The sequence below is a fragment of the Longimicrobiaceae bacterium genome (genome assembly GCA_035936415.1).
Taxonomy (GTDB): domain Bacteria; phylum Gemmatimonadota; class Gemmatimonadetes; order Longimicrobiales; family Longimicrobiaceae; genus JAFAYN01.
The window spans coordinates 1-5,236 of record DASYWD010000435.1 but is presented as its reverse complement, the minus strand read 5'-3'; the positions used below and the strand labels follow the sequence as shown (position 1 = coordinate 5,236).

Below are 5,236 nucleotides of genomic sequence, written 5' to 3'. Positions count from 1 at the left end.
GCCGTACACCATCACGCCGCGGCTGCGCAGCCGGCCGAGCGTGGAGGCGGGGAGGCGGGCGCGCAGGACGATCTCCGCGCCCTTGTCCTCGCGCTCCAGCACCTCGCCGTCGCGGTAGATCTCGGCCAGCATCCCGCCCTGGGTGGAGGAGAGGGTGATGCGCACGTCGGGGCGCAGCTCGCGCACCTTCCCCAGCAGCATCTCGCGGAGCGGCTCCAGCCCGCCCTCCTCCACCGTGGAGACGAAGACGGCCGGGGTGCCCTGGTACGAGGGGGAGCGCGCCCGCAGCGCCTCCTCCTCGCCATGCGTGAGGCGGTCCACCTTGTTGAACACCAGCACGGTGGGGTGGTCCTGCAGCCCCAGGTCCGCCAGCACCTCCTCCACGACCTCCTTCTGCTCCTCCCACCCGGGGTGCGAGGCGTCGATCACGTGCAGCAGGAGGTCGGCCTCGGCGGCCTCTTCCAGCGTCGCGCGGAAGGAGGCGACCAGGTGATGCGGAAGCTTGCGGATGAAGCCGACGGTGTCGGTGAGGAGCACCTCGGCGCCCTCGCCCACCTCCACCGCGCGCGTGGTGGGGTCGAGCGTGGCGAAGAGCCGGTCCTCCACGAACACGTCGGAGCCGGACATCCCCCGCAGGACCGAGGACTTCCCGGCGTTGGTGTACCCCACCAGCGCTGCCCGGAGCACGCCCTCGCGCCCCTTCCGCTGGGTGGCGCGCTGCCGGGCGACGTGCTCCAGCTCGCCCTTCAGCCGCGCGATGCGGTGGTCGATGAGCCGGCGGTCGGTCTCCAGCTGCGTCTCGCCGGGGCCGCGCATGCCGGGACCGGAGCGCGACCGCGAGAGGTGCGTCCACATGCGGGTGAGGCGCGGACGCATGTACTGGAGCTGCGCCAGCTCCACCTGCATCTTCGCCTCGGAGCTGCGGGCGCGGGTGGCGAAGATGTCCAGGATCAGCTCGGCGCGGTCCATCACCCGCGTCCCGGTGAACTGCTCCAGGTTGCGCCCCTGCGCCGGGGAGAGCTCGTCGTCGAAGATGATGAGGGTGGCCTCGTTCTCCTCGAGCAGCTGCTTCAGCTCCTCCGCCTTCCCCTCGCCGATGAAGTACTTGGGGTTGGGCTTGTCGATCTTCTGGGTGAGCGTGCCCACCACCTCCGGCCCGGCGGTGTCGGTCAGGCGCCCCAGCTCCTCCAGGTGCTCCTCGGCGAGCTGCTGCGGGAGCCCCTTCTCCGGCGCCCCGACGAGGACCGCGCGCTCGCGCGGCTCCTCCAGCTCGATCAGTTGCTTGGTGCTGATGTTCCGTTCTCCAGTTTCGGTTGCCGGCCCGGACGTCACCGGAGCGTGAGAAATTCAGTGACGGTCATCCCTAAGTCCTTCGCGATCACGCGAAACAGCCGACGAACTCCGCATCCATCTCCGGCTCGCCGTCCTCCAGAAGCATTTCGATCACTTCCCTGAGGTTCCGATTCAGCTCGTCGAGAGAGTCTCCCTGTGAGTGGACCCCCGGGAATCCCGGTACGTACCCCACGTAGACCCCGGACTCGGGATCACGCTCCACGGCCGTAAACGTCCTCATCGAGTGCTCCTTTCAGGCGGCTCGTCCATTCCATCCGTGCAGAGACCAGTACACCTGAGCCCGCATCCGGTTTGCCGTGCAGCGGCAACTGTAGGGCCCCGGACCGGGTGCGGAAGTTGCCGACGACCGCCCCGGACCCCTCACCTCCAAGATGCGATGCGACACCTCCACCGCGCCACCCGCACCGTCGCCGCCCTCCTGGCGGTGGCGTCCAGCGCCGCCTGTGAGACGACCGGCGCCCCCGCGCGCGTGGAGGCTCCCGCCGACAGCGCCGCGGGCGAGGTGGCCTTCGAGCTCGCCGGCCCGACCGACGCCGCGATCATCGTGCCGGTGTTCATCAACGGCCAGGGGCCGTTCGACTTCGTGCTGGACACCGGGGCCACGCTCACCTGCCTGGACGCGGAGGCGTCCCGCCGCCTGGAGCTGCCGGAGCGGCGCGGGGCGATCGGAATGGGCGCGGGGGTCGGCGGCGCGGGACGGATGCGTCTGGTGCGGATCGATTCGATCCGGGTCGGCTCGGCGCGCGCGGAGGACCTCACCGGGTGCGAGGTGGACCTCCGCCACGCGGCCCGGGTCGGCGTGGACGTGGACGGCCTCCTGGGGCTCAACTTCCTGAAGCCGTTCCGCGTCACGCTCGACTTCCAGCGGGAGGTGCTCATCCTGCACGAGCCGTAGCGCCGCGTCCCGCCGTCCATCCCCCGGCGGCGGCCTCCGGCCCCCGCCGCTCCGCCGCTCGTCCCGGGGCCGTTTCCCGGGCGTGCCGGGCGGCCCATCCTCCCCGCGGCAACACCACCCGATTCATCCAACCAGAGGGGAGCCATGGGCTCGATCCAGACCACCGCACTCGCGCTGGTGCTCGCCGCGTACGCGGCACTGTGGGCGCCGGGAGCAGCACGCGCGCCGAAGCCGAAGCCGGCGCAGACGCCCCGCGGCGACGTGGTGATCGTCGCGAACCAGAGGGACGCCACGGTGCACCTGGTGGAGGCCGCGACGGGGCGGCGCCTGGCGCGGATCCCGACGCCGCCGGGGCCGCACGAGGTCGCCGTCTCGGGCGACGGGCGCTGGGCCGTCGTGAGCATCTACGGGGACCGGGAGACCGTGGGCAGCTCGCTCCTGGTGGTCGACGTGGAGAAGCTCGCCGCCGCGCGCACCATCCAGCTCGAGTCCTACCGCCGCCCGCACGACCTGGCCTTCCTCCCGGGCGACAGCGTGCTCGCCGTCACCGCGGAGGCGGACCGCGCCGTGCTCCTGGTGGACTTCGCCTCCGGCCGCGTCCGAAGGGTGCTCCCCACGGGGCAGCCGCTCTCGCACACGCTCGCCCTGGGTCCCGGGGCGCGGCGGATCTACACCGCGAACGTGGCGGCCGGGAACGCGTCGGAGATCGACGCGGAGACCGGCGAGGTCGTGCGCACCTACGCCGCGGGGCCCGGGAGCGAGGGGATCGCCGTCACCCCGGACGGGAGCCAGCTCTGGGTGAGCAGCCTTGCCGCGGGGACCGTCTCCGTGTTCGACCTGCGGAGCGGCGACGTGGTCGCGACCCTGCCCACGCCGGGGCACCCGTACCGCGTCGCCATCACCCCGGACGGCCGCCGCGCGCTGGTCCCCGCGCCGATGCAGGACCGCCTGCGCATCTTCGACGTGGCGACGCGCGAGGAGACGGTGGTGCCCATTCCCGGGGGACCGGGCGGCGCCCGCGTCTCGCCGGACGGGAAGACCGCCTACCTCCCCCTCAACGGGGCATCCGGGATCGCCGTCGTCGACCTGGAGAGCAGCACCCTCCTGCGGACGCTCCCCGCGGGCGAGGGGCCGGACGGGATCGGCGTCTCCGGCTTCTTCCGCGGGCGCTGACCCGGCCGAAAGCGCCGCGGGCGAGCGGACACGTGGTCCCGCTCGCCCGCGGTTACAGGTCAGGGCGTCTTGCGTCACCGGCCACTCGCTCACGCAGCAGCGCTGAACGAGATGTCGACCGTCCCGGTCGGTCTCTCGCCGTGCTCGATCCGGTCAGCGACCACGTGCAGGGCAAGCGCCTGAACGCGCGCCACGGCCTCCTCGCGCGTGTCCCCGTATACGATTACTCCCGGGAGGTCGAGGATCTCGGCGATCCAGCGCCCATCCGCCTTGCGGTCCGTCTCGATGGTAAATCGCATCTCCGGCTTCCTCTCCCGCGGACCTGCTTTGGCAGGGAGACGCGGATCCGCGTTACCGCGATCCCGCCATGGTGAACGTCCCGCGCTTGCGGAAGGGGACGGCGCGGGTGCCGACGGGGGTGCCCACGTCCACCTCGCCCACGGCGCGGTAGTGGAAGGTCCCGTTGCGGAGGATGGACGACGCGGCGCCACCCAGCCCGGAGTAGGTGAACTCCACCGGGATCTGCACCGTCTCGGTGGCGCGGGCGCCGACGGAGAAATCCTGGTCGAAGGTGCCGGAGGCGAAGTCGATCCAGGCGGTGTCGCTCCCCGCGCCGGGGTCGCGCACGGCGAGGTCGTACCGCAGCCGCTCCGCGTTCAGCGCGAAGCGGTTGGGGTTGTCCACCCGCACGTTCACCAGCAGCGTTCCGCCGCGAATGCCCAGCCCGCCGAGCTGTACCCCCTCCAGCGTCACCTCGGGCTGGCGGAAGCCGAAGCTCCCGCAGGCGGTCACCAGCAGCACCAGCGCCAGCGAGAAGGCGGCGCGAATCGTCGAGCGTGTCATATCTTCAACCTCATGTTCTTCGTTTCGAACTGCACCGTTTGGAATCCTCCCGGCACCCCTCGACTCCGGCCCCTCTCCACAAAGGGAGGAGGGGAGCACTACGGGGCTCCAGCCGTTCATCCCCTCTCCCAGACTTGGGAGAGGGTGGCGGCTCTCAGGCCGCCGGGTGAGGGCCGGCTCCCAGCTCCAGCGTCGGCGCGGCGCGCCAGGCCTCCCACTCCGCGCCCTCCAGCGACGCCCAGCGGGCGCCCGGACCGAGGAGGATGCCGCGGCCGCACCACTCCGCCACCAGCTCCAGGTCGTGGCTGGAGAGGAGGACGGCGGCGCCCTGCGCGCGGCGGCGGTCCAGCTCCTCCACCACCCGGCGCACGGAGGGAGCGTCCAGCCCGTTCAGCGCCTCGTCCAAGAGGATGGCGCGGGGGCGGTGCAGCAGCGCCACGATGATCGCCGTCTTGCGCCCCATCCCCTGCGACAGCTCCCGGCAGAGCAGCTCCTCCGCGCCGCGGAGCCCCAGGAGCGCCAGGAGGCGCCCGGCCTCGTCGGCGGCCTCCGTCTCTGGCAGGTTGCGGGCCGCGGCGACGAAGCGCAGCAGCTCCGCCACGGTCAGCTCCTCGTAGAGGAACGGGCGCTCCGGGACGAAGCCCATACACCCCGCCGCGCTCCGGGGATCCGAGAAGGGGTCCGCTCCGCAGATCCGCACCGTGCCGCGGTCCGGGAGGCGGTCGCCGGTCAGGCACCCCAGCAGCGTGCTCTTCCCGGCGCCGTTGGAGCCCAGCAGCGCGACGCACTCGCCGGGGCGCACGGCGAAGCCCACGTCCCGCAGGACGGGGCGCCCGCGGTACGCCTTGCCGATCCCGCGCACCTCCAGCACGGCCGTGCCCTCCACGCTCACCTCCCCGCCGCTGCGACCGAGACCGCCGCGGCGGCGCCGCTCACGGCGGCCGCCGCGAGGAGCCACTCCCACCCCGGGCC

7 protein-coding genes are annotated in these 5,236 nt (G+C 72.7%); 2 read left to right on the top strand and 5 right to left on the bottom strand.

What is annotated here, in order from left to right; translation table 11 throughout:
- Window positions 1–1,332: GTPase HflX (hflX, locus tag VGR37_17760; GenBank protein ID HEV2149253.1), on the bottom strand; the 1,332-nt coding region annotated here is incomplete at its 3' end.
- A gap of 46 nt (window positions 1,333–1,378) precedes the next feature.
- The gene (locus VGR37_17755; protein ID HEV2149252.1) at window positions 1,379–1,573 is read right to left on the bottom strand and encodes a type II toxin-antitoxin system HicB family antitoxin; all 195 of its coding nucleotides are present in this window, start codon (window positions 1,571–1,573) and stop codon (window positions 1,379–1,381) included.
- 156 nt (window positions 1,574–1,729) lie between these two features.
- On the opposite strand from VGR37_17755, the gene VGR37_17750 reads away from it, so the two are divergent.
- Both VGR37_17750 and VGR37_17745 read left to right on the top strand, forming a co-directional pair.
- Window positions 1,730–2,248 carry a retropepsin-like aspartic protease gene (locus VGR37_17750; protein HEV2149251.1) on the top strand — a complete coding sequence of 173 codons (519 nt, stop codon included), beginning with the start codon at window positions 1,730–1,732 and terminating at the stop codon, window positions 2,246–2,248.
- 144 nt (window positions 2,249–2,392) lie between these two features.
- Complete coding sequence (locus VGR37_17745; GenBank protein ID HEV2149250.1) at window positions 2,393–3,421, top strand: hypothetical protein; 1,029 nt, start codon at window positions 2,393–2,395, stop codon at window positions 3,419–3,421.
- Between the two features lie 89 nt (window positions 3,422–3,510).
- Here VGR37_17745 and VGR37_17740 read toward each other — a convergent pair whose 3' ends face one another.
- From VGR37_17740 to VGR37_17730, 3 genes are all read right to left on the bottom strand, one after another.
- Complete coding sequence (locus VGR37_17740) at window positions 3,511–3,720, bottom strand: type II toxin-antitoxin system HicB family antitoxin (protein ID HEV2149249.1); 210 nt, start codon at window positions 3,718–3,720, stop codon at window positions 3,511–3,513.
- A gap of 52 nt (window positions 3,721–3,772) precedes the next feature.
- Window positions 3,773–4,264, bottom strand: coding sequence for an LEA type 2 family protein (locus tag VGR37_17735; GenBank protein HEV2149248.1), 492 nt, complete (start codon window positions 4,262–4,264; stop codon window positions 3,773–3,775).
- Window positions 4,265–4,418: 154 nt separating this feature from the next.
- Window positions 4,419–5,236, bottom strand: an 818-nt coding sequence (locus VGR37_17730; GenBank protein HEV2149247.1) for an ATP-binding cassette domain-containing protein, incomplete at its 5' end; no start/stop codon positions are given.

Bases quoted from the DNA above. Each gene is read 5' to 3' on its own strand.
- VGR37_17755 (HEV2149252.1), bottom strand. From the start codon at position 1,573: ATGAGGACGTTTACGGCCGTGGAGCGTGATCCCGAGTCCGGGGTCTAC.
- VGR37_17750 (HEV2149251.1), top strand. From the start codon at position 1,730: ATGCGACACCTCCACCGCGCCACCCGCACCGTCGCCGCCCTCCTGGCG.
- VGR37_17745 (HEV2149250.1), top strand. From the start codon at position 2,393: ATGGGCTCGATCCAGACCACCGCACTCGCGCTGGTGCTCGCCGCGTAC.
- VGR37_17740 (HEV2149249.1), bottom strand. From the start codon at position 3,720: ATGCGATTTACCATCGAGACGGACCGCAAGGCGGATGGGCGCTGGATC.
- VGR37_17735 (HEV2149248.1), bottom strand. From the start codon at position 4,264: ATGACACGCTCGACGATTCGCGCCGCCTTCTCGCTGGCGCTGGTGCTG.